The sequence below is a fragment of the Chryseobacterium sp. ZHDP1 genome (genome assembly GCF_018603435.1).
GTDB lineage: Bacteria > Bacteroidota > Bacteroidia > Flavobacteriales > Weeksellaceae > Chryseobacterium > Chryseobacterium indicum.
This window is the reverse complement of record NZ_CP075682.1, coordinates 1,821,460-1,843,748: the sequence shown is the minus strand read 5'-3', so window position 1 is coordinate 1,843,748 and position 22,289 is coordinate 1,821,460. Positions and strand designations below refer to the sequence as shown.

At 35.3% G+C, this 22,289-nt stretch carries 22 protein-coding genes; 8 read left to right on the top strand and 14 right to left on the bottom strand.

From position 1 onward, the window contains the following. Positions 1 to 11: 11 nt before the first annotated feature. The 6 genes from KKI44_RS08410 to KKI44_RS08385 form a co-directional block, all read right to left on the bottom strand. Positions 12 to 1,373, bottom strand: a complete 1,362-nt coding sequence (locus tag KKI44_RS08410; protein ID WP_214590603.1) for an alpha/beta hydrolase family protein — start codon at positions 1,371 to 1,373, stop codon at positions 12 to 14. Between the two features lie 17 nt (positions 1,374 to 1,390). Further along, positions 1,391 to 1,978: a YIP1 family protein gene (locus KKI44_RS08405; protein WP_214590602.1), complete on the bottom strand. Its 588-nt coding sequence runs from the start codon at positions 1,976 to 1,978 to the stop codon at positions 1,391 to 1,393. Next, positions 1,978 to 2,241 (bottom strand): DUF2089 family protein, encoded by a 264-nt coding sequence (locus KKI44_RS08400; protein ID WP_214590601.1) that lies wholly within the window; start codon positions 2,239 to 2,241, stop codon positions 1,978 to 1,980. The genes KKI44_RS08405 and KKI44_RS08400 overlap by 1 nt, the downstream gene beginning before the upstream one ends. Before the next feature lie 281 nt (positions 2,242 to 2,522). Further along, positions 2,523 to 3,284: a DUF4272 domain-containing protein gene (locus KKI44_RS08395; RefSeq protein ID WP_214590600.1), complete on the bottom strand. Its 762-nt coding sequence runs from the start codon at positions 3,282 to 3,284 to the stop codon at positions 2,523 to 2,525. Between the two features lie 176 nt (positions 3,285 to 3,460). Continuing rightward, entirely contained in the window at positions 3,461 to 4,096 is a 636-nt protein-coding gene (locus tag KKI44_RS08390) for a hypothetical protein (RefSeq protein ID WP_250902179.1), read from the bottom strand. A 152-nt stretch (positions 4,097 to 4,248) separates the two neighbouring features. Beyond that, entirely contained in the window at positions 4,249 to 4,473 is a 225-nt protein-coding gene (locus KKI44_RS08385; RefSeq protein WP_214590599.1) for a SymE family type I addiction module toxin, read from the bottom strand. A 148-nt stretch (positions 4,474 to 4,621) separates the two neighbouring features. Here KKI44_RS08385 and KKI44_RS08380 point away from each other — a divergent pair, with 148 nt between their 5' ends. The 4 genes from KKI44_RS08380 to KKI44_RS08365 all read left to right on the top strand — a co-directional run bounded on the left by KKI44_RS08380 (position 4,622) and on the right by KKI44_RS08365 (position 7,622). Further along, positions 4,622 to 4,828, top strand: a complete 207-nt coding sequence (locus tag KKI44_RS08380) for a helix-turn-helix transcriptional regulator (protein ID WP_214590598.1) — start codon at positions 4,622 to 4,624, stop codon at positions 4,826 to 4,828. Between the two features lie 129 nt (positions 4,829 to 4,957). After that, complete coding sequence (speB, locus tag KKI44_RS08375) at positions 4,958 to 5,815, top strand: agmatinase (RefSeq protein WP_214590597.1); 858 nt, start codon at positions 4,958 to 4,960, stop codon at positions 5,813 to 5,815. A 66-nt stretch (positions 5,816 to 5,881) separates the two neighbouring features. Further along, positions 5,882 to 6,724 carry a bifunctional helix-turn-helix domain-containing protein/methylated-DNA--[protein]-cysteine S-methyltransferase gene (locus KKI44_RS08370; RefSeq protein WP_214590596.1) on the top strand — a complete coding sequence of 281 codons (843 nt, stop codon included), beginning with the start codon at positions 5,882 to 5,884 and terminating at the stop codon, positions 6,722 to 6,724. A gap of 289 nt (positions 6,725 to 7,013) precedes the next feature. Next, entirely contained in the window at positions 7,014 to 7,622 is a 609-nt protein-coding gene (locus KKI44_RS08365) for an alpha-ketoglutarate-dependent dioxygenase AlkB family protein (RefSeq protein ID WP_214591117.1), read from the top strand. A gap of 217 nt (positions 7,623 to 7,839) precedes the next feature. Here the strand turns inward: KKI44_RS08365 and KKI44_RS08360 are convergent, their stop codons facing one another. The 4 genes from KKI44_RS08360 to KKI44_RS08345 all read right to left on the bottom strand — a co-directional run bounded on the left by KKI44_RS08360 (position 7,840) and on the right by KKI44_RS08345 (position 13,642). Further along, complete coding sequence (locus tag KKI44_RS08360; protein ID WP_214590595.1) at positions 7,840 to 9,699, bottom strand: CocE/NonD family hydrolase; 1,860 nt, start codon at positions 9,697 to 9,699, stop codon at positions 7,840 to 7,842. Positions 9,700 to 9,947: 248 nt separating this feature from the next. After that, complete coding sequence (locus KKI44_RS08355) at positions 9,948 to 12,638, bottom strand: outer membrane beta-barrel protein (RefSeq protein WP_214590594.1); 2,691 nt, start codon at positions 12,636 to 12,638, stop codon at positions 9,948 to 9,950. A gap of 85 nt (positions 12,639 to 12,723) precedes the next feature. Then, positions 12,724 to 13,143, bottom strand: a complete 420-nt coding sequence (locus tag KKI44_RS08350; protein ID WP_076395538.1) for an SH3 domain-containing protein — start codon at positions 13,141 to 13,143, stop codon at positions 12,724 to 12,726. 7 nt (positions 13,144 to 13,150) lie between these two features. After that, positions 13,151 to 13,642, bottom strand: a complete 492-nt coding sequence (locus KKI44_RS08345) for a BON domain-containing protein (RefSeq protein WP_087709183.1) — start codon at positions 13,640 to 13,642, stop codon at positions 13,151 to 13,153. Positions 13,643 to 13,866: 224 nt separating this feature from the next. Between KKI44_RS08345 and KKI44_RS08340 the strand changes: the two genes are divergently transcribed. Then, positions 13,867 to 15,117: a dicarboxylate/amino acid:cation symporter gene (locus KKI44_RS08340; protein ID WP_214590593.1), complete on the top strand. Its 1,251-nt coding sequence runs from the start codon at positions 13,867 to 13,869 to the stop codon at positions 15,115 to 15,117. Between the two features lie 489 nt (positions 15,118 to 15,606). Then, entirely contained in the window at positions 15,607 to 16,323 is a 717-nt protein-coding gene (locus KKI44_RS08335; RefSeq protein ID WP_214590592.1) for a phytanoyl-CoA dioxygenase family protein, read from the top strand. A 21-nt stretch (positions 16,324 to 16,344) separates the two neighbouring features. On the opposite strand, the gene KKI44_RS08330 is transcribed toward KKI44_RS08335, so the two are convergent. From KKI44_RS08330 to KKI44_RS08315, 4 genes are all read right to left on the bottom strand, one after another. Continuing rightward, positions 16,345 to 17,055, bottom strand: a complete 711-nt coding sequence (locus KKI44_RS08330) for a LytR/AlgR family response regulator transcription factor (protein ID WP_214590591.1) — start codon at positions 17,053 to 17,055, stop codon at positions 16,345 to 16,347. Between the two features lie 3 nt (positions 17,056 to 17,058). Further along, the gene (locus KKI44_RS08325) at positions 17,059 to 18,102 is read right to left on the bottom strand and encodes a sensor histidine kinase (RefSeq protein ID WP_214590590.1); all 1,044 of its coding nucleotides are present in this window, start codon (positions 18,100 to 18,102) and stop codon (positions 17,059 to 17,061) included. A gap of 77 nt (positions 18,103 to 18,179) precedes the next feature. Next, positions 18,180 to 18,485 carry a DUF4907 domain-containing protein gene (locus KKI44_RS08320; protein WP_214590589.1) on the bottom strand — a complete coding sequence of 102 codons (306 nt, stop codon included), beginning with the start codon at positions 18,483 to 18,485 and terminating at the stop codon, positions 18,180 to 18,182. After that, positions 18,475 to 19,458, bottom strand: coding sequence for a Kelch repeat-containing protein (locus KKI44_RS08315; protein ID WP_214590588.1), 984 nt, complete (start codon positions 19,456 to 19,458; stop codon positions 18,475 to 18,477). Before KKI44_RS08315 ends, KKI44_RS08320 begins: the two co-directional genes overlap by 11 nt. Before the next feature lie 229 nt (positions 19,459 to 19,687). On the opposite strand from KKI44_RS08315, the gene KKI44_RS08310 reads away from it, so the two are divergent. Both KKI44_RS08310 and KKI44_RS08305 read left to right on the top strand, forming a co-directional pair. Beyond that, positions 19,688 to 21,028 carry a DUF4270 family protein gene (locus tag KKI44_RS08310; RefSeq protein WP_214590587.1) on the top strand — a complete coding sequence of 447 codons (1,341 nt, stop codon included), beginning with the start codon at positions 19,688 to 19,690 and terminating at the stop codon, positions 21,026 to 21,028. Between the two features lie 16 nt (positions 21,029 to 21,044). Then, positions 21,045 to 22,277, top strand: coding sequence for an OmpP1/FadL family transporter (locus KKI44_RS08305; RefSeq protein WP_214590586.1), 1,233 nt, complete (start codon positions 21,045 to 21,047; stop codon positions 22,275 to 22,277). Positions 22,278 to 22,289 lie beyond the last annotated feature (12 nt).

Genomic DNA, 22,289 nt, shown 5'->3' with positions numbered 1-22,289 from the left:
CTATTTTTCGATTACTTTTTAAGTTTTGCAATCCAGTCTGCCATTCCGGCTAAAGCTTTTGGAGAAATGGTTTGTTCAATATCTGCATATTCTGCAAATGCTCCCGTTTTCGCTTCCTGAAATAAATGATTTAACCCGGTAAGTTCCTCCGTTTTGAAATTTTTATTTCCTGCTTTGGTTAAAGATTGTTGAATAGCTTCCAGATTTTCTTTAGCCGGAACCTGAAAATCCAGACTTCCGTTCAGTGCCAGAACAGGAATTTTTATGGTTGAAAGATATTCGTCGGGATTGAATTTTATAAAATATCTGAACCAGTTTTTCTTGGTCTGGCTGATGGTTTGTGTCAGCTCTTCCTTACTCATTTTACCCTGAAAATTTTCAGTCATAAATTTTTTCAGATCTTCTTCATAGGTTGTTCCGCTGTAACTTTTAATAAAGTCATAAATCTTTTTATTCATTACATTGGCTTCAGCTAAATCTTTTTCAGTCATTCCTGCGAGTTTGCCGCCCAGATAATTCTGCTGAATCAGTAATTCTTCAATTTTAGTTCCCGGAGCAGCCATTAACACTAAAAATTTCACTTTGTTGTTCATTTTTGCTACGATCGGCGCAATCATCCCGCCTTCGGAATGTCCGATCAAGCCTATGTTCAGATATCCTTTTGCTGCAAGAAAATCAACCGCTGTAGAAATGTCTGTTGCAAAGTTAGCGGTTGTGTCATCATCTTTTCCCTGACTTGAACCACCCATTCCACGGTCGTCAATTCTTAAAGTGGCAATGCCTTTTTTGGCAAAATAATCTGCAATTACGGCAAAAGGTTTATGTCCGAAAAGTTCTTCGTCCCGGTTTTGTCTTCCGGAACCTGTAATCATGACTAAAACTTTATCCGATTTTTTAAAGTTTTGAGGTATAGAAATGGTTCCTGCCAACGTATTTTTATCTACAGGATTTAGAAAAGTTACCTCTTCCGTTTTGTAGTCGAAAGGAGGTTTTGGAGTTTGGGGACGGTTAAAACTTACTTTTTCTTCCCCGATAAGAGTTTCGAAAGTAAGAGGAAGAGACATCGATCCCTGTTGGAAAGTTCCTTCAATTTTTCCGTTTTTCAAAATTCCTTTATAAGAAACAGAAAGTGCTTTTACTTCAAAAATAAGTTCGTTGTTTGCAAAGGTTGTGTGGTCTACAGGAATATCTTTTGCTCCCTGTTTCGGGCTGTCTACTGTGGACTTTAAATTTTCACCGTCTTTGCTGATGTGCAGAACGAGAGGAAGTTTCATTCCCTGAATATCGAGGTTACCTTTCCAGTTTCCTGTTATTTCCTGGGCGTAAAAAGTCTGTGCCAATACAATCAGCACCAATAAAAGTTTGGTTTTCATAATGTTATTTTTTTAAGTTATAGGCTGAATTGAGGTAAAATAATTTGACAGATTAAAATTCCTAAAAGAGTTACAAAGGCAAAAATGACGATCTGCTGCCATTTTTTAATATTGGTTGCAGTTTTGAAACCGTTGAAAAGCAAGGTAAAACTGTAAATGATTAAAATTAAGTTGGCAAATGCAAAAACCGTTAAACTGATTAAATCCAAAATATTAATATCCGGAATCTTATCTTTTGCAGATGTTTGGGATATTTTTTCTGAAAGTCTTTCAATATCAAAAAGTTTGGTGGAAATTACGGTAAACAGTACAGGAATTTGTGAAACCAAAACGGCATTGGCAATATCAATCAGCCTTGTTCTTTTGTTGAAAATTTTTCCTAGCCCAAAAAGGAGTAAAACAGCATATACTAAACTGATTAAAACATAGAGACTGATTGAAACCAGATTTAAACCTTCGCCGGAAGAAAAATGGAGCAGACTGTCCATTTTTGTTTGGGTAAAGTAACAGGAAATAATCAAGAATACACCTGTAACAGCACCAATGGCTAAAAGAGTTTTTTCCGAAAATTTAGAAAACGGATTGAATTGAGTTTGCCAGTTCATTACTTCAGGTTTTTAATTTTTTCGATTAAATCATCCATCTTGTTTCGCATGGTAGGATAAGAATTTCCTGCCTGCTTCGCCATTTCTTTAATGCTTCCGCTGGACAGGAAAAAGCTGAGGATAAATTCCTGCTCTTCGCGCGTAAGCTGTAAGTATAACGGAAGCTCGTAATTTCCACTGACGGTGGTTTCGCAGTTGTTGCATTTCATCTGGCTTACCTGTAATGCAGATTCGCAGCTTGGGCAAACGATGGGTAGTTTCATGTTCTTAACTTTTTGTAAAAATAAAAATTATTTTAATAAAGTTAAAAATTATTTTAATAAAATTAAAATTTGAGTGATTTTTGTTGTGATTGAATTGTGTTTTATTTTAGAAAACTGGAATAATTTCTTGAATAGAACTTTAGTTGGAGAAGATTCTGGTGTTGCCGAAGATGAGAATTTTAATAAAAAGTTCAATAGAATTACTACTATTGAACTTTGTACAAATATTTTATAGAAGCGCTTGAGCGGTCATTTTGCCAAGCTGCTGTTAGCTATATTTTCTAAGTGCTTAAATCTGTTTCATCCCATTCAGTTCCATCAGAAAGCATCCACGTTAAAGAATGTCTTCTTTCGTGTATAACTCCGCCATTTCCAATAGGGTCAAAATTTTGTGGAACAGTTTGTCTTCCTAACTGGGCACTTCTTACTGCATTATGAAGACAATAGAATAAATCTTCTTTCTTATTTAAATCTTCATCTGATACAGTTTTTGCTGTTTCAGCCCAGTTTTCAATTTTTTCATCAAGCGGACAAGTATAATTAATTAAAATTTCTTGCATTTGTTCACCTGTCATCATCTGTCCTGTTATATCAGGAGCTATGTAGCCAAAGTACCAGGCTAAAGACCAGGCATTTTCAAATTTCCAACCAATCAGATTTCTTAATTCTTCATCATTTCTTGATGAATTTAGAATTTGTCTTTCATCATCTGCTAAAAATAAATCTAACCCATTATTCGAAACAAAGTTTAAAATTCTCTCATTAGATAATTCTTCCTCAGGCACCATAAGCCAAAGAACAATAGCCTTTATTGCGTTTAGTCTTTTTGCAATTTCAACTTTAGGTCTCAATTTTCTTTCAAATTCAGTGGGCAAAGAAGTAGCTGGTTTAAAACCTGAACTTAGACATATAGAAATATTATCAAGCCTTAAATCTGTCATCCAAGGGATAGCTTTATATTTTTCTAATTCATCACTCTTATTTGTTTGTTTTGGCGGGTTTTCATTTTCCGATGAACCAAATATTTTCTTAAAAAAACTCATACTTTTCTATTATTGTTTGTTTTAAAAACAGTAGCTAATGTTTTGTGGCTTAGTGAAGTGGAGGTTTTAGTATGAAAAATTCAATCAAACTAAACTATTGAACTTTGTACACATGTTTTGTAAAAATGCTTCGGTCATCATTTTGGCGAAACGATGATGGCTGAAGTGTTTATTATTTAATTTTCTAATGGAATCATTCCTTCAATCTGCCCATCAGTTACAACGAAAAGTGCGTTTAAAATTTGTGCATTTCCGTAAGATTCATCATTCCAGGTATGATTATGTAACTGTAAAAATGTATCAAAAAGTTCTTCGTCAACTTGTTTTGATGTTATCATCATACATCTTCGTCTTGGGATTGAAACATACAGTTCTTTTGCATTTAAAAGTTCATGTGCTTTAAGCATATGGCTTCTGCATAAAATTTTTTCGCTGGAAAAGTCTTGTCTGGAAGCAGTTAAAACCTGTCTGTTAAGTGTTTCGGAAATTTCAAAATTAGATTCAATTTTCTCTAAGTTGTCATATGCTTCTTTCAAAATTTCACTTGGTTTTTTTTCTTCTAAATCATGTGGCATTAGAAAAACAAAATTATCCGGGGTATCATAACCAAAAGCAACAACAAGTTCAGGTTCTTCTTGTGTACCTATTATTGTTTGTTTCAAAGCACCAGCTTTTACTCCTACCCAATCACCCGGCTTAAGTATTGGATAAATTTTATTTATTTCTCCAGATTTTATTTTCTGAATATCACTTTCAGCAATTTTATCAGATTCAACATTTCCCTTACCAAAAATTCTATTAAATAATCCCATATATTTATATTATTTGATTTTTTTTATTAGTCTTTTAAAATTACCATTAAGTTGATATTTATTTAAAATATCAATACAAATAGTAAAGATCAAATATAAAAAATTAACCGTGCAATAAAATTTTTTTATCAATCCATTTTATCAACATCTCTTTACTGATCTGAATTCATTTCCTTATTCAGAGTGATGATGATTTTATTTTTCTTGTGGCAAACAAGCACAGATTGTCCACAATGGAAACCCGTTTCCTGAAGCCATTTTCCACAAAGTCGGATTTCAGGAAATACAACATACCGATGATACGGTCTTAAAATGTACTTCTGATGCACTTTCAATTGTCTTATTCCTGATTTTTGATATTTTTTTTCTTCCTTCATGATGGTTGTTTATTGTTGTAAAAGTATAATAAATTATATTTTAGTAAAAATAAATTATCGTAAAAATATAATTTATTGCTTTTTTGAATTGATTTTCAAGTGTTTAAATTTTAACGATATTTGCAGGAGAAGTCAATAAATTATCATCGTGTCGAAAGTAAACTTAAATAGAATAAAATCTGTTCTGGTTGAAAAAAACAAAACCAGTAAAGAATTAGCCCGTCATTTGGGAAAAACCGAGTCAACAGTTTCTCGCTGGTGTACAAATGAAGTTCAGCCTTCTGTTGAAACGCTTTATGAAATCTCGAAATTTTTGAAAGTGGATATTCGGGAACTACTTGTGTCGACATTATAATCTGCGAATTACATTTATCATAATTTAAAATTTATCAGATTACTTCATGAAGTTGTTCCTTTCATCACCCGCCAACTTCTCCAAACTTCTTTGTATCTTTGCCGAAATCATTTAATTTTTACATAAAACATGAAAACATACGCAGGAATTCCTGAGGAAAATGCATCGTTAGAAAACTCGAAAGTAATGTTGATTACTGTTCCGTACGACGGAACTTCAACGTGGGGAAAAGGAGCCGATAAAGGTCCTGAATTATTCCTTGATGCTTCCGAAAACATGGAACTGTATGACATCGAAACACAGACAGAACCATATTTAGAAGGAGTATATTTAGCAGGAGAAGTTTCTGAAAACTCTTCACCGGAAGCCATGACAGAAGCCGTTTACCAGAAAACAAAAGAGCTTTTGAATAATGACGGAAAACTATTCACGCTTTTCGGGGGTGAACACTCGGTTTCTATCGGTTCGATTCGTGCGGTAGGAGAGAAGTTTGAAAATTTAACTGTTCTTCAGTTAGACGCGCATACAGATCTTCGTCCGGAATTCCACGGGTCTACTTCCAACCACGCATGTGCGGTTTTTGAAGCCAATCAGAAACATAATCTGGTACAGGTGGGAATCCGTTCTATGGATGTGGAAGAAGTGGAATATTTACCGGAAGGAAGAGTGTTTTTCGCTCACGAAATTGCCAACAACGAAAACTGGGTAAACGACGTTTTGGAAAAAGTTTCAGGAAATGTGTACATCACCATTGATCTTGATGCTTTCGATCCTTCACTTTGTCCGTCAACAGGAACTCCTGAACCGGGAGGTTTACAGTGGTATCCTACGTTGGAATTGTTAAGAAAAGTATTCGAAAAATGTAACGTTGTTGCTTTTGATATTGTAGAATTAATGGATTCTCCGATGGCAAAACCAAGCGCATTCTTGGCGGCGAAGTTATATTATAAAATGCTTGCTTACTATCATATCTATAACAACAACTAAATTCCGCAGGAAACGGATTTTTTCTGCCGTAGATTCTTTGGAAATTTGTGAGGTAAATTCAATGTTATGTCTACACAGAATCAGATAGATTACGAAAGAATTGCCAAAGCGATAGACTATATCCGGAGCAATTTTAAGCTTCAGCCAAGTCTGGAGGAAGTGGCGGAGAAAATTCATTTGAGCCCGGCTCATTTTCAGAAGATGTTTTCTGACTGGGCAGGAACGAGCCCGAAGAAATTTTTGCAGTTCATCAGTCTGGAACATGCCAAAAGTTTGCTGAAGGAAGAAAAAGCGAGTTTATTTGATACGGCTTACGAGACAGGATTATCGAGTACAAGCAGACTGCACGATCTGTTTGTGAAAATAGAAGGAATGTCTCCGGCAGAATATAAAAACGGAGGAAAAAGCCTCAACATCAATTACAGTTTTTCCGAAAGTCCTTTTGGAAAAGTAATTGCAGCTTCCACAGAGAAAGGAATCTGCTATATGGCTTTTGAAACCGATCATCATAAAGCATTGGGAGATTTACAGGCTAAATTTCCCAATGCTTCTTTTTTTGAAAGAAAAGATGATTTCCAGAACAACGCCCTTTCTATTTTCAGTAAAGACTGGACGGAACTGAACACCATAAAGCTTCATTTAAAAGGAACGGATTTTCAGTTGAAAGTCTGGGAAAGTCTGCTCACTATTCCGATGGGAAAATTATCGACCTATGGAAATCTGGCGGATAAAATTGGAAATCCTAATGCTTCAAGAGCCGTCGGAACTGCGATAGGCAGCAATCCTGTTGCATTTTTAATTCCGTGTCACAGAGTAATTCAGTCAACCGGAAAAATCGGCGGTTATATGTGGGGAAGCGAAAGAAAACAGCTAATTATCGGCTGGGAAAGTTCAAAAATGTACTCTTGATTTCAAACACAAATTGCACTAATTTTTTACGAATAGCTAATAATTTTGATTGAAATTTTAAAAAAAACTATTCCATCAATAGAAACGGGCTTTAGCCCGTTTAAAATAATCAATTGACCAAATTGGCTTTAGCCTAAAACTTATTTTAATAAAAAAATCAACGAAATATTGTCATTCTGTAGGAATCTAGGATCATTTATTAGAGTTTAAAATTTAAAAATGCTTAGCTTAGATTCCTACAGAATGACAAAGAACTTGAAACATTAATCACAAAACATTAAACTTTATGATGAGTTTATTCGAAGACGTATCAGATTATCCTTTAAATATCCTTCCCAAAGACGGAACCGTTCATTATTACGGAAAAGTGTTCTCCAAAGAAAAGGCTGATTTTTATTTCGATTATCTATTTAATGAAATTCCATGGGAAAATGATGAAGCCGTTATTTTCGGAAAACTGATTGTAACCAAAAGAAAAGTTGCCTGGTTTGGTGAAAAACCATTTGAATATACCTATTCCAAACGTACAAAATATGCTAAATTCTGGACTCCCGAATTATTGGAATTAAAGAAAAAATGTGAAGAAATTACCGGCGAAACCTACAACTCCTGTCTTCTGAATTTATACCACGACGGAAGCGAAGGAATGGCGTATCACAGTGACGCCGAAAAAGATTTAAAAAAACACGGAGCCATTGCTTCCCTGACTTTCGGAGCGGAAAGAAAGTTCTTATTTAAACATAAAACAACAAAAGAAAAAGCCGAAATATTTCTGGAAAGCGGAAGCTTGTTGGTGATGAAAGGAACAACGCAGGACAATTGGCTGCACCGGCTTCCTCCAACCACAAAAGTAAAAATACCGCGAGTGAATTTAACTTTCAGAACGATTGAAGAGTGATTTATTCACATTAATCTACGGTATGTTTGTCATGCTGAAAGCATCTAAACAAAGTTTTCAGTGTATCGTTGAGACCCTTTCAAAATGACAAATTGGATGGATAATTATTTCCCGCAGATTAAGTAAATTTAGCAGATGATTGTGTAAAAAAATCTGCACAATCTGCGAGAAAATAAAAACATAAAAAAAAGCTGTTCCAACCGAACAGCTTTTAAATTTATTTCAAGACCTCAACTTCAATTGCACTGTCATCAAAAACTTTGATAAATGCTTTCGTGTAATCCTCCTTCGTTGCAAAATTCGGGTTTTCCATAAATTTCTGCGGGTTGATCGCAAAAAGCGGGAACCACGTTGAAGAAATCTGAATCTGGATTTTATGTCCCTTTTTAAAAGTATGCACCACATCCTGCAATCTGAAATTCACCGCTGTTTTCTGGTTCGGAACCAAAGCTTCCGCTTTTTCTCTCGAATTTCTGAATCTTGCCGGCATAATTTCACTTCTTACCATCTGATGATAATTTCCATAGATCACCCCGTCTTTTTTCTCAGCAGGTTTAAAATCTTCAGGATAAACATCAATTAATTTTACCGCAAAATCTGCATCCGTAGAAGTGGAAGCAATATTTAATTTTGCCATAATTTCTCCTGCAAACGTAATGTCATCCGTCAGAACATCCGTTGTAAACGTTAAAACATCGGGTCTTCCTTCTGCAAATCTCTGGTCTTCCGACATATAATTTCTTGGCGTAAAACCGTTGAAATCTTTTAAATTATCAGAGCTTAAAACCGGATTATTCGGATCGCTGTAGTATTCTGAAGAACCTTGTCCCGCTGTGTTTTTCAAAGTTCCTTTTGATAAATAGAAATTCACTTTCTGTGCTTCTTTCGGCGGATAGGTTGCAAACTCTCTCCATTGTTTTGCACCGGTGTCGTACATCAAGGCTTCCGGTAAACCTGCATCCTGTTTTGTATTTCCTTTCAGATAATGATTAAAGAATTTTGTTTCCACATTTTTCTGATAATACGTTGCAATGCTGTCTCCGAAATAAATCTGGTTGTGGAAATGTTTTCCCTGTTCATATGCCCAGGCTCCGTGAGAAAAAGGTCCCATTACAATTGTGTTTTTCGCTTTCGGGCTTGTTTTTTCAATGGTTTTATAAATATTTAAAGGTCCTGAAAGATCTTCCGCATCAAACCATCCTCCCACAGTCATTACCGCATGATTTACGTTTTTAAGATGAGGCAATAAACTTCTTTTCTGCCAGAATTCATCGTAATTCGTGTGGTTCATTATTTCCGTCATGAAGAAATTATCCTTGTAGTACTTTTCATAACCGTCTTTTAAAGTTCCCATGTCTCTGTAAAATTTCAGACCGTCTTCAGAAGTCGCTTTAATCATAGAATCAGAATACCATGCTTTATTTTCCGGCTTTGTTTTCTGAACGCCGAAAACAGGGAAGGTTCTGAAATAGCCCATCATAAATCTTCCGTTATGAAGAAAATCGTCATTCCAGAAATCTGAAATCGGCGCCTGTGGAGAAGAAGCTACCAAAGCAGGATGTTCAGCTAAAATTCCGACTGCGGTATAAAATCCGGGATAAGAAGTTCCGTATTGTCCTACCTTTCCGTTATTGTCTTTGATGTTTTTCAATAACCAATCGATGGTGTCGTAGGTATCGGTACTTTCATCAACGTCTTTTTTCGTTTTATGATCCACCTGCGGCGTCATATTGGTGAACGTTCCTTCACTCATGTATCTTCCGCGAACATCCTGAAACACAAAGATATATTTGTCTTTCATCAGATATTGGTTCGGTCCCAGTTTGGTTCTGTACTCGTTTTCACCATAAGGAGCAACGCTGTAGCAGGTTCTCTGCATCAGAAAAGGATATTTGTTCTTGTTGGAAATATCCTTTGGAATGTACACCGAAGTAAACAGTTTTACTCCGTCGCGCATCGGGATATACATCTCCTTTTTAATAAAATTATCCTTTACAAAAGTATCGGGTTGCTGTTTAGTCTGAGAATTTCCAAAAACAAACAGAAAAACAAACAAAATCGAAAAGTGAATCTTCATTGTTTAAAATTTGCAGCTAATTTAATCATAAAATGGTTTTTAACACAAAGTTTTAACAACAGGTTATTATTCGGGCGAAGGAAGAATCTAAATTAAATATTTTTTTATGGATCTTTTATTTTAAACTTTACCACAAAAAATGCAAAAGATTTAAACACTTTGGTTTTTTAAGTTTAATACTTAAATGGAAAAAAGATCACATAAGTTAAAAAAAATCAAAGATTTTAACAAAAGAGATTCAAATAAAATTACTTTTTCTTTCCTCCAAATTTATTCAGTTTCATTACCAGAGAAAACATCACATACCTTTTCAATATCAAATCTTCTCTGTCTTCCACGCCTGAAGCGGAAATTGTTCTGGTAACACTTTGGTTTTGGTTAAGAACATCATACACTTTTACACGCGCAGTAAGCTGTTTTTTGAAAAAAGTATAACTTACACTTGAATTTAAAAAGTAAAAATCTCTCTTGAAACCCGGTGCGATATTCGAACTCGTGTTGTATTCAAAATCATTTTCGAAAACAAGATTAGTCTGGAAGAAATAATTGGTAAGTTCCAGCCTGAAATTCTGAGACGTATTTTTGATACTTTCAATGCTGTAATTTTTATATACTGAAAAATTATAATTGATACTGTAAGATGGTTTGATCGTAATTTTATCCTTCTTTTCATAGGTAAGATTAATTCCCGGACTTAAATTGTAAGAGTTTCCTGTGAATTGCTGTCCGTTGATAAAACCCCTGTTAAAACTGTAACTAAATCCTGATCTTGGTCTTACATTCAGTTTATGATCTTCCCATTTATACGTTTTTCCTAAACCTGCAATGAAATTGACGCTTTTATTTCCGCTGATGTTGGCGTAAGTCACAAACTGCTTTCCTGAATCATCGTAATATGAATAATTGGTTGTGTTGTTGTTATTGTACACAAAACTGAAATTGAAATAATAGTTTAAATTTTTCTGAATATTATAATTGTTGAAATAAACATTCGTAGAATTTGTCCATGAGTTTTTCAAATCAGGATTTCCTTTGTACGTTACCAGAGGATTGGATTCATCCACATAAGGAATCAGGTTGGCGGAAGAGGGAAGACTGAAAAACGATGAATTATTGATGCTTACATTAGAAGTCTGGCTAAAATTGTAAAGCAGTCCGAAATTATATCTCGGAAGCGCAAAATTTCGCTGAAGCTCATAATTTTGTCCGTTGAAAGTGGAATGATAGTTCAGATCTGTAAGATTTAAACCTAATGAAGTCCACATTTTCAACATTTTTTTATCTAAATTAAAACTGATTTCCGGCGAAAGCTGATTGTTTTTTTCATCCGAACGGTTGGATAAAGCAAGATTATACACCGTATATTTTCCGGTAGCGGTATCAAAATCATTAACAATTCTTTCATTCACCGAATTTCTCGAATTATACTCTATACTCATCGTCACACTTGCAGAATCCGAAACAGGTTCCGTATATTTTGTATTAAATGAATAATTGTTATTCTGATTTTTACTTTGGCTCAGCTGATTTCTTACATCTCTTTTCGCAACATTTTCCACTCCGTTTTCAAAAAATAAAGTACCGGAATTGATGAGGTTATTGTTTTTATTCTGCTGAATCGAAGTAATTAAATCGGCATAAAAACTTCTGTTTTTCTTTCTGAATTTTTTTGCGTAATGAAGATTGGGCGAGAAACTGTTGTTTTCGGAGTCCGTTACAGTAGAAGACTGACTTTTGTTTAAAAGCTCATCATTCTTAAAAGTCGCTGAATTTCCCGTTCTGAAATTATTTGATTTTGTAAAAGAAAACGACGGCGAAAAAGAAATGGTACTGATTGTATCCGGCTTTATTCGCAGCGTAGAATTCAGCGTGTATTGCTCTCTTTCGTTTTCGGCGCGGTTTTCAGAGTCTGTTTTTAAATTCGAATCGGGAAGAAAAGTGGTTTTGGAAACTTTTGAAGCTGTTTCAAGGTTGGTTGTATTGCGTTTGATTCCCAGTTCCTCAATTTCAACTTCTTTGCCAAGCTTATCATTGTAATTCACTCCGATCATCGAAGATTTCTGAATTCCCAGCTTTGAGTTTTTACCATTGTCATCATCCATAGTAACACCCTGCGAATTGATATTATTGGCATAACCCAGCAAACTGATCTTGGTTTTATCTTTAAAATAATTAATCAGTCCTTTTTCGTCATACCGTTTATCCGAACCGTAACCTGCAGAAATTTTTGAAACCCAGCCTTTGTTTTTCTTTTCATCAATATTGAAATTAATGGTTTTGTTCTGTGATTTCGGCGTTTTTCCCGTAAGTTCCTCTTCTTTGGTTTTGGTGGTGGTAATCTGAATGTTTTTAATGATATCGGCAGGAAGATTTTTTAACGCAATTTTTCCGTCTTTATCGAAAAAAGGCTTTCCGTTCACCATGATCTGGTCGACTTCTTTTCCGTTGATGGTAATTTTTCCGTTGTTGTCGATTTCCACGCCATCAATATTTTTGAGCAGTTCTTCAATATTACTGTCGGGACGAACTTTGATAGCTTTTGCGTTGTATTCAACCGTATCTTTTTTAATTTTAATCGGCGAAACGGTAATTTTTACCTCTTCAATATCCGAAATCTGGTTTTTATCCAACTGGATGTCTCCCAGATCAATAGATTTGTCGATGGTATAGAATTTTGTGGAATAAGAAATTAATTTTTCAGCATCAATCTGTAGGATTGTAGGTTCATTAAGTTCTTTGGTTTTTATTGCAAACAGACCTTCCCTGTTAGAAGCTGTATAATCGACTAATGAAGAGTCTTTCTGTTTTAAAAGATAAATGGTTGCATTCTCCACAGGTTTTTTTTCAAAATCTGTAATTTTTCCTTTAATGACGTACTTTTGTCCGCTCAGCATAAGAAAGCCAGACAAAAAGAACAGCAACCATAAGATTTTCTTCATTGAATGTTTTTGAACGCGCTAAAATATAAAAAAAACATCCCCGAAAAGGGATGTTCCTATTTTAAATATTGTTAAATCTTTACAATTAAGCTCTCAAATATCTTGAGTAAGCATAACCTTCCTGCCCGTCTTCAGTTTTTACTTTCCACCAGTCATCTGATGTCTGCTCAACCAAAGTCACAGAAGAACCTTTTGCTGCTTTACCTACAACTGCGGCATCCGTAGAAGGTTCCTGTCTGATGTTCAGATTAGATTCGTCCGTTGCAACCGTAAGAGCTGCACCTGCTGCCAAACCTGAAACCTGTACATCAATATTGATGTCTGAAGCAGAATATGTAGAATCAATTGCCCCTAAAGCGTTCCAGACCGCATCTTTCGCTGCTGTGTTGGAAGCACTCCCTGAAACGTAAAGAATTCCGTCCTGTTCCTGAACCTGAAGATTAGAAATCCCTGCAGACTGAGCTGCCGAAACTACACTTGAATATTTATCTTGTAATGTGCTCATCTCCGGATTATTTTACAGTATACTTATAATTTACTTTACCCACTTTCAAAGCATCAACAGATTCTTTTACTTTTCTTGCATCAGCAGAAGATACGCTTCCTGTAAGAGTAAGTTCTCCGTTTACTACTTCAACTTTTACCCCCGGAATATCTTTTACGGCATCCTGTACTTTTTGCTGTACCATCGGATCTACCGCGCTTTTAGTTTCCACAGGAGCTACAGCAGGTGCAGCAGGAGCTACAGTCGCCATATCCATTACTTCTTTAACACCGGTAATGGCTTTCAGTTGCTTAATCATTGCATCTTTTGCCTCCTGAGTTTCGAAAGTCCCGCTCAGGTGTGCAACTCCGTCCTTCACCTCTACAGAAGCACTAGGATTTGCTGTTACTACCGTAGTAGCCTGCGTTTGAAGATCGGCATCAGAAACTTTCTTTTTACAAGAAACAGCTCCGAAAGATACAGCTATAGCTAATGCAGCCATTGCGATCGTTTTTTTCATAGTTGTATATTTTTTTATGTTGTTAATACAAGTAAATGTAATAATAAAATTTGTACCAAAAGGATAAAATTCAAATAAATTTTTGTAAATTTTTCTACAATATTTTATTAATCAGATAATTAATTTTAAATCGTGTTTGATTTAACATAATATTATTTGTGAAGGAAATGAAATCTTCCTGCCAATTGTAAAAATATTATATTTGCGAATCTTGAAACATATATATGAAAGGACAGAATAAACTTTTTATAGCAATTATTATTGCACTCGTGATCGGTGTGGGAATCGGCGGACTTGTACACACACAATATCCGGAAAGTGCAGAATCTTTTTCTAAAAATATAAAACTTCTGGGAACGGTGTTCATCCGTCTCGTTCAGATGATTATTGCTCCGTTAGTTTTCACAACTCTTGTCGTAGGAATTGCCAAGATGAGCGATATTAAAATGATCGGAAGAGTAGGGACGAAAGCGATGCTGTGGTTTATTTCTGCCTCATTAATTTCATTATTCATTGGATTAATGCTGGTAAACTGGCTTGAACCGGGACACGTTACCAAACTTCCGATTCAGGATGCTGCTTCCGCAGAAGAATTATTGAAAACCAGCAAAGGTTTCTCTATGGAAGACTTTGTAAAACATATTATTCCTAAAAGTATTTTCGAAGCTTTTGCAACCAATGAAGTATTACAGATTGTTGTATTTTCCATCATGTTCGGAATTGCTCTTGCCAATTTAGGTGAAGAATATTCTCAGCCTGTTATCAAACTATTCGACATTATAGCACACGGAATCCTGAAAATGGTAGGATACATCATGTGGTTTGCGCCGCTTGGAGTTTTAGGTGCTATTGCTGCGGTAGTCGCGACCAATGGTTTTGAGATTTTTAAAGTCTATGCCATTTATTTAAGAGATTTTTTCTTCGCTTTAGGCGTACTTTGGCTGGTGCTTTTACTGGTTGGATATTTAATTTTAGGCAACCGTCTTTTCGAATTGTTAAAAAGAATAAAAGAACCATTGCTGATTGCTTTCTCAACGACGAGTTCAGAAGCGGTTTTCCCAAAATTGGTGGAAGAACTGGAGCGATTTGGCTGTAACAACAGAGTAGTATCGTTTATTTTACCTTTAGGATACTCTTTTAATCTGGACGGAAGCATGATGTACATGACGTTTGCATCAATTTTCATCGCTCAGATCTACGGAATTGAAATGACGGTAGGACAACAGATTACAATGCTTCTGGTATTGATGTTAACTTCAAAAGGAATCGCGGGAGTTCCAAGAGCTTCTTTAGTAATTATTGTAGCAACCTGTTCCATGTTCGGCATTCCGCCGGAAGGAATTGCTTTAATTCTGCCAATCGACCATTTCTGCGATATGGGAAGAAGTATGACCAACGTTCTCGGAAATGCTTTGGCAACCTCAGCGGTTTCTAAGTGGGAAGGACAGTTGGAAAATCATGGTGGAAATCTGTAATTAATGATTGAAAAGTCAATTTCACTTCGTTTGTGAAATGTGAATTATTAAAGAGAAAGTTTACAAGCAAAACGGATTCACCATTGACGATTCATATCTTATAAAAATCAAGCTAGGCTGTGATTGGTCAATAGTGAATTCTTAATTTTCATTATTGACCATTTATTTTTGACCACGACTTCTAATCACGTAACCATTGCTATCATTTGCCGAGTAAAACGCCATTGCGACCGAAAAATATTTTCAATCCGATTAAATAAAATCTTTGCGATCTTTGTTTTAAGAAAAAGATTCTTCCCTACGCTGCGCTTCGATCAGAATGACAGCTCCATGTTAAAGAAATTTAATTCAAAAATTAGCAATAATAAAAATTAGAATGATACTGTTATCATTTGCTGAGTGAAACGCCTTAGCGAACGAAGAATATTTTCAATCCTTTTAAATATAATCTTTGCGATCTTTGTGTTAAATAAGATTCAAAACAATCAAATGAATTTACAAAACTATAAAAACTCAATTACAGAAAACGGTTTTACAGTTATCGACAATATTTTTTCCGATGAAGAAATTGAAAAGATCGGTGAAGTCATCCAAAATATAGATACTTCTAAAGAAACTTTCAGAAAGTCGGAAGATCTTTTTGCCATCCGACAGTTTTTAAAGGAAATTCCTGAAGTAAAAGATTTGATTTTTAATGAAAATTTAAGAACAATCATCAAAGAAATTTTCGGCGAAAAATATTTTGTGGTAAAAAGTATTTATTTTGATAAACCTGAAAAATCAAACTGGTATGTTGCTTATCATCAGGATTTAACAATTTCTGTTGATAAAAAGTTGGAAATTGAAGATTTCGGACCATGGACAACGAAACAAAATCAGTTTGCGGTTCAGCCTCCTTTGAATATTTTGGAAAATATTTTCACCATAAGAATTCATCTGGATGATACCGATGAAAATAACGGAGCCTTAAAAATTGTTCCGAAATCCCACGCCAAAGGAATTTACAGACCGGAAACCATCGACTGGAACGCAGAAACTGAAACCATCTGTAATGTAGAAAAAGGCGGAATTATGATTATGAAACCTTTACTTCTTCACGGTTCCAACCGAACGACGAACGGCAGAAAAAGAAGAGTGATTCACATTGAATTTTCTGATATGGAATTGCCAGAAGAACTGAACTGGTCGGAAAGAATTTTACATTAGAGACTATTAGAAAAAAACAAATTATTTGTATTTTTCCACAACTTTACTCAGATAAACTTTGTATTTTTCGCTTATCGGAATTCTTTCGCCGCCAACCATGAGACTATTTTTCCCGATACTCTGAACGTGCCTTAATGATATGATATGAGAATTGTGGATCCGGATAAAATTTTCAGACTCAATTTTCTCCATAATTGATTTCATGGTCTGATGAACGATCAGCTTTCGGGTTTCCGTGTAGATAATGATGTAGTCTTTCAGCGCATTGATGCGGGTAATCTCGCTTAAATTCAGTCTTACATCTTCATTATTGGATCGTACAAAGATAAACGAATCCTGAAAAAGATTCTGTGTACTTTTTTCCTGTATTATTTTAGAGTTATTCAGTTTATTGTAACTTTTGTAGACCGCTTTAAGAAATCTCTCAAAAGAAAATGGTTTCAGCAGATAATCTGTAACATCCATTTCGAATCCCTGTACAGCACAGTCATCATAAGCAGTTGTAATAATAACCTCTGGAAGTCTGTTGAAACTTTTTAAAAATTCTATCCCCGTAATGTTGGGAAGATTGATGTCCAGAAAAATAAGATCCACATTTGTGGTCTGCAAAGTCTGTATGGTTTCCTGAATATCGTAGCAGTTTTTTACCAGATTCAGGAAAGGTATTCTTGAGATATATTCTTCAATTACATGATGAGCAAGACCTTCATCATCTACAATTATGCAATTCATTTATCAATTCAGTTGAAGTTTCAAATTTACTTTATATTCAGAACCGTTATTATCAATTTGTAAATCGTATTTATCAGGATAAAGCAAGTTCAGCTTCATTTTTGTATTTTCAATTCCCAGTTTACTGTCTTCGTTGCTCTCATAGCTTTTATTTTCATAAAAATTACTGATGAAAAAATTCAGCGTTCCGTTTTCCAGATGGACTTTGATTTCCAGACGTCCTTTTTTCAGATCGGCATATTTAAAAGCATTTTCTACAAAGGTAAGAAGTAGAAGGGGTTCAATCTCATAAGCATCAAAGTTACCATAAAATTCATAATTCATGTTATTGAATTTACTGAAGCGGATGGACTGTATTTCGATGTATTTTTTAATATTTGAAATCTCATCGTTCAGATTATTCTTAAGTGTACTTTTGGTGTTCAGCACATAACGCATAATATCAGACAGAATTAGGATTACTCTCGGGGTATCTTTAGACTGAATAATAGATAATGAATAAATACTGTTGAGTGCATTAAAAAAGAAATGAGGATTTATCTGCTCCCTAAGAATTTTCAGCTCACTGGATTGCCTTTCAAATTCCAGCGCTTTTATTTTTTTTCCGTTTTCGATCCATTTATCTACAAAAAAAAGCAGAGTACTGAAGATAATAGAGAAAATTCCTATTTTAAAAAAGATATCGTAAATATTCATTCCTTTACGAAGAGGAAGCATTTTTCCGGTCTTAGGAAAATCTTTCGTGTTAAATGGGGGGTGTTTCGGCATTGGAGGCAAAAAAATAATCATGAGACCAACATAAATGATGATAAATGAAATGGTGATGATGAATATTTTTTTCGGAGTCTGACGAATGAGAAAAGGTAAAAACAGATAATAATGGATGTAAAATAAAATGATAGATACCATGAAAATCTTGATATTCATCAGAAAAAGAAAGTTTCCGAAAACAGAATAATCCATAATCAGCTTAAAAAAGATGAGGATGATCCAAATGATCCAGTGGTAGATGTAAGTGCTTCGTAGTTTTTTTAAAAAAGTGGTCATAAAATGAGTCTGTTTGTCTGGTTACACAAATTCCCTCAATAAAACTATTGAAGGAATTTTCATTGTAATTAAAGCATCTAATACGCTATCTTCATAGAGTCTAGTTCATGTGTAGAAATTCTTGGGAACATCTTTTTTTCAATTTTGTTCATTACAAGATCAGCCGTTTTCTGCGCATCTTCTTTGTTTTTAAATGTTTTTTCTCCCTCTATTGCAGGAATAAACGGCTGATTGATTATAACTTTTTGTTTTTTTAAAATCTGATATCCATATCCTGAATTTTGCTTCGTAACCTTAATCTCCAGACCTGTACTTTTCTTACCGCAGCTAATAAGTAGAATTCCACAGCAAAGCAAAAGCCGGATCATTGTTTTAATCATCATCATTTTCGCTTTCATTAGGACGAAATACCCAAATATCATCAAAGTAAGAAGATCCACTGTTTCCTGTAAGAACGTAGCCATAATTTCCTATGGAAAACGCACAGGCACTTTCTCTGGAAGATCCTTCAAAGGAGGTTCTCTGTGTCCAGTCGTTCGTAGAAGGATCATATTCCCATGTGGTATTGGTAACACTTCCGGTAGATCCTGTAGCTACATAGCCCAAACCGTTTGCTGAAAATGCGGCTGTAGAAACACGGTTTTGCGAATCGTCGTCATTACTGGTATCGACTTTTCGTGTCCATGTTTCAGAGATGGGATCAAAAGCCCAGAAATCGGATACCAGACTTCCGTTGTTACTTCCGAATCCTACATATGCCACATTATTGATTACAAACGTAGCTCCGTCTCTTCTTTTTGAACCTCCTAAACTGTTGATGGAACTCCATGATGAGGTAGACTCGTCATATTTATAAAAGTCTTTCAGTTCGCTTCCGTCATATCCTGTTCCCACATATCCTTTGTTTTCGATACCGAATGCCAGCGCAGCATATCTTGCTGTTCCCGGAAAATCTGTAATCTGGCTCCATGTGTTGGATGAAGGATCATATTTATAAAAATCTTTTAACTTATTCAGTCCATCGTATCCCGTTCCTACATATCCGTAGGAAGAGGTTGCGAAACCTACTGCGGAACTTCTTTTAGCTCCCGGGAAATCGGCTTTCTGCGTCCAGGCATTTACATTGGGATCATAACTCCATAAATCATTATAATAATATTCCCCATCATATCCTCCGGTGATATATCCTTTTCCGTTTACTACAAATGCAGATGCATTAGAGCGGGGTTTGCCGTCCAGATCAGAAACTCTTACCCAGTTTCCTATCAGTTCATCATCATCGTCATCATTTCGGCAGCTTACAGCTAAAAATGTCCCTGCAAGAGTGAGTGCTAAAATTGAAAGTTTACCATTCATTATTCATTCTTTTTTTGTGCAAATGAATCTAATTCCCAAGTATTCTGAAAATTTTTTAGACGAACACGGTTTTTTTGTAGGCGAATGGGCATCTATTGAAGATAGATTCTCTGTTTTTTACAAAATTTAAAGATATCCCGATATTTTTCTCAACCGTCTACAACTCAAGGGCAACGGAAGAATAAATTTTACCTTAATATGAACTTAATGATATGTTTGCGGAAAAAAGATGTGTAAATATTTTTTATTGTGTTTTTCGCTGTTCCTTTTATTTTCCTGTGAGGACGAAAGCAACACCTATGAAGTGGGAAGCTCCTGGATGGATGCCGAATCTAAAATTGTTATGATTGATACTCTCACAATGAAGATGTCTACCGTTATGAAAGATTCTGTAGTAACATCAGGGAAAAGTGTAATGATGATCGGAGCCATCAATGACCAGACTTTCGGAAAGGTAAATTCTTCTTCTCTTTTTGAACTGACACCAGAAAGCTATACGCTGTCTTCGCCTACAACTGCGGTTTTCGATTCTATTGTGATGTATCTTACGAACACAAATTTTTATTACGGAGATACTCTTACTTCTTACAAACTGAATGTTTATCCTTTAACAGACCGTATTAAACTGAACAACGGATATCTTTACAGCAAAAGCCACTTTAATTATTCTTCTAATTCCATAGGAGAGGCAGAGTTTTTTCCGAGACCCAATACAGACAGCAGCTACGTGAAGATAAAACTGGATCAGTCTTTCGGACAATCGCTATTTAATACGCTTAAAAATAGTGATGTAACCACTCAGGAATATTTTCTTAATTTTTATAAAGGTCTTGCTTTAGTACCTTCCTCCAATAATAATGCGATTCTGCGTTTCGGAATTAATTCCTCGTATGAGGTTCAGATCAATAAAAGTACAAAAGAGAAGGTTTCCAATATTGTGAGAATGTATTACCACACCGCATCACAAAACGGTACGGAGCCTGTAAAGTATACGCTGGATCTTAATCCGAGTACAACCTATCAATATAACAAAATACAAAGTGATTTTACAGGATCCCAATTGGATGGGCTTTCTTCATCAAAACCCATTTATTCTGCAAATTTGGGGAACAGAGCCTACATGATGGCAGGGATAGGAGTGTATACAAGGATAGAAATTCCTTATCTGAAGTCTTTGAAGAATGTATATCAGAATTATAAAATTATCGATGCCACATTGTCTCTGAGTCCGGTGGTCGGATATTATTCCGATAACTTTTATAATCCTTCACCTCTTTATTATTATCTGGGAGATAAATTTAACAATATTGTAAGCACTTACACCTCAGACGGAAGTACGGAAATTGCAACGAGTCTTTCAGCCGGTAGCGAATTTCAGAATGAACATACTTACAATTTTTCCGTGAAGAGCTATGTAAACACCATACTGTCAGAATCGGCAAATTCTAATTATAATATTTTAATGTATCCATCTTCATATGCAGATGTTCTTTGCGGAAGGTTAGTTACAGGAGACCAAAAAAATAAAACAAATCCGGCGAAACTGAAGGTGTATATGCTGGGATATTAAATGCAAGATTAATTTTATGAACAAGAAAAATAAAACAACGGCAGGTATTTTATTCTCATGCATTTTTACTTCTGTAATGTATGCCCAAAACTCTTCACCATATTCCTATTTCGGAATTGGAGGTTTTAATAACGTAGATGATGCACGAAATATCGCTTTGGGAAATACAGGAATTGCTCTGGAGGCTCCGGATTATATCAACTCTAAAAATCCGGCTTCAATGACGGATCTTAGCTCCAGAAATGTTGTTTTCAATGTAAGCGGGATCTTGAAGTATAATACTATTTCAAGCAATTTGGGATCAGACAACAGGCTGAACTCTAACTTTACAAACTTCAGCGCTGCCTTAAGAATTTCCAGAAAAGCATTTATTGGGATCAGTATGCAGCCTACCACTTCTTCGGATTATAAGATTTCTTCCACTATTCCTATCGAAGGTACGGTAAGCGAATATCCTGTGACGTACGAAGGAAGCGGAGGACTATCGAAGTGGGGAATAAGTCTGGCGTATAAAATTAATGATAACTGGAGTCTGGGCGGGAAGGTAAACAATAATTTCGGAACCATTTACAGGAAAGAAACTATCTCTACGACTACAGAAGTTGAAATCAACAGAAGCGTAAGATATACAGGTTTTAGTTACAATTTGGGGACGCAGTATAAAAAAGAATTTGGTGATAATTTTAAACTTACTCTTGGAGGAATTGTGAATTTTGGGAGTAAACTCGTTTCAAAACGGGAGGTTTCTTACACGGAAGATAAGGATTATACCAATACCGTTACTTCCGGTCTTTCTTCCAGAGACTCTTCATTACCTTTTGAGATGGGAGCGGGAGTAGGAATTCTTGCGAAGGAAAAATACAGGATGACTTTCGATTTCAGACAAAGCAACTGGGATAAAGTAAAAAATACAGAAACGTCTGAACAGTACTACAGACAGAATGTTTACGGTCTGGGACTGGAGATCTTGCCTGCGAAAAAGAGATTTGAAAAATTATCGGAAGCCTTTGTGTATCGTTTCGGAGTAAATTATGATACCGGATATTACAAAATTAATAAAGTTAAAATAGATAAGCTGGAGTTTACCGCCGGTTTGGGAATTCCTCTGAATCGTGTTAATCTTAACGTAAGCTACGGTTATGGCATTCACGGATTACAGCAAAATGTTTCCATTAAAGAAAATTACCACATGTTAAGCATCAGCATGAATGTTCTTGATACCTGGTTTAAGAAGAAATATATAGATTAAATTATTTTCAGG

Excerpts from the sequence above, each read along its gene's own strand:
- KKI44_RS08395 (WP_214590600.1), bottom strand. The coding sequence starts at position 3,284 with ATGAGTTTTTTTAAGAAAATATTTGGTTCATCGGAAAATGAAAACCCG.
- KKI44_RS08345 (WP_087709183.1), bottom strand. The coding sequence starts at position 13,642 with ATGAAAAAAACGATCGCAATGGCTGCATTAGCTATAGCTGTATCTTTC.
- KKI44_RS08305 (WP_214590586.1), top strand. The coding sequence starts at position 21,045 with ATGAACAAGAAAAATAAAACAACGGCAGGTATTTTATTCTCATGCATT.
- KKI44_RS08325 (WP_214590590.1), bottom strand. The coding sequence starts at position 18,102 with ATGACCACTTTTTTAAAAAAACTACGAAGCACTTACATCTACCACTGG.
- KKI44_RS08385 (WP_214590599.1), bottom strand. The coding sequence starts at position 4,473 with ATGAAGGAAGAAAAAAAATATCAAAAATCAGGAATAAGACAATTGAAA.
- KKI44_RS08315 (WP_214590588.1), bottom strand. The coding sequence starts at position 19,458 with ATGAATGGTAAACTTTCAATTTTAGCACTCACTCTTGCAGGGACATTT.
- KKI44_RS08335 (WP_214590592.1), top strand. The coding sequence starts at position 15,607 with ATGAATTTACAAAACTATAAAAACTCAATTACAGAAAACGGTTTTACA.
- KKI44_RS08390 (WP_250902179.1), bottom strand. The coding sequence starts at position 4,096 with ATGGGATTATTTAATAGAATTTTTGGTAAGGGAAATGTTGAATCTGAT.
- KKI44_RS08340 (WP_214590593.1), top strand. The coding sequence starts at position 13,867 with ATGAAAGGACAGAATAAACTTTTTATAGCAATTATTATTGCACTCGTG.
- KKI44_RS08350 (WP_076395538.1), bottom strand. The coding sequence starts at position 13,143 with ATGAGCACATTACAAGATAAATATTCAAGTGTAGTTTCGGCAGCTCAG.
- speB (WP_214590597.1), top strand. The coding sequence starts at position 4,958 with ATGAAAACATACGCAGGAATTCCTGAGGAAAATGCATCGTTAGAAAAC.
- KKI44_RS08360 (WP_214590595.1), bottom strand. The coding sequence starts at position 9,699 with ATGAAGATTCACTTTTCGATTTTGTTTGTTTTTCTGTTTGTTTTTGGA.
- KKI44_RS08405 (WP_214590602.1), bottom strand. The coding sequence starts at position 1,978 with ATGAACTGGCAAACTCAATTCAATCCGTTTTCTAAATTTTCGGAAAAA.
- KKI44_RS08355 (WP_214590594.1), bottom strand. The coding sequence starts at position 12,638 with ATGAAGAAAATCTTATGGTTGCTGTTCTTTTTGTCTGGCTTTCTTATG.
- KKI44_RS08370 (WP_214590596.1), top strand. The coding sequence starts at position 5,882 with ATGTCTACACAGAATCAGATAGATTACGAAAGAATTGCCAAAGCGATA.
- KKI44_RS08330 (WP_214590591.1), bottom strand. The coding sequence starts at position 17,055 with ATGAATTGCATAATTGTAGATGATGAAGGTCTTGCTCATCATGTAATT.
- KKI44_RS08310 (WP_214590587.1), top strand. The coding sequence starts at position 19,688 with ATGTGTAAATATTTTTTATTGTGTTTTTCGCTGTTCCTTTTATTTTCC.
- KKI44_RS08400 (WP_214590601.1), bottom strand. The coding sequence starts at position 2,241 with ATGAAACTACCCATCGTTTGCCCAAGCTGCGAATCTGCATTACAGGTA.
- KKI44_RS08365 (WP_214591117.1), top strand. The coding sequence starts at position 7,014 with ATGAGTTTATTCGAAGACGTATCAGATTATCCTTTAAATATCCTTCCC.
- KKI44_RS08410 (WP_214590603.1), bottom strand. The coding sequence starts at position 1,373 with ATGAAAACCAAACTTTTATTGGTGCTGATTGTATTGGCACAGACTTTT.
- KKI44_RS08320 (WP_214590589.1), bottom strand. The coding sequence starts at position 18,485 with ATGATGATTAAAACAATGATCCGGCTTTTGCTTTGCTGTGGAATTCTA.